Below are 220 nucleotides of genomic sequence, written 5' to 3'. Positions count from 1 at the left end.
AATGGATCGGCGCGGCCGGCAGGCCCATCTCTCGATGCGCTTCGGAACCGTCGTGCTCAAGCGGCCGCAGAGGCCCGGCGTCACCGACTTGGCGGAGGGCATCAAACTCAGCTTCGTAGAAGTGGTCGAGTTGCATCCGCCGAGAGGTGCGGAGCCCATTCGCTGGCTGCTCCTGACCACTCATCCGGTCGCCACCGTTAAAGACGCCTGGCAGATCGTC

1 pseudogene is annotated in these 220 nt (G+C 64.5%); it reads left to right on the top strand.

Annotation, left to right across the window (positions count from 1 at the left end):
* Window positions 1-220, top strand: a pseudogene (locus ACZBJS_RS42895) (IS4 family transposase); the annotation flags it as partial.

This window comes from Bradyrhizobium sp. KZN70725, from assembly GCF_055264925.1.
This window is presented reverse-complemented; position numbering and strand designations above follow the sequence as displayed.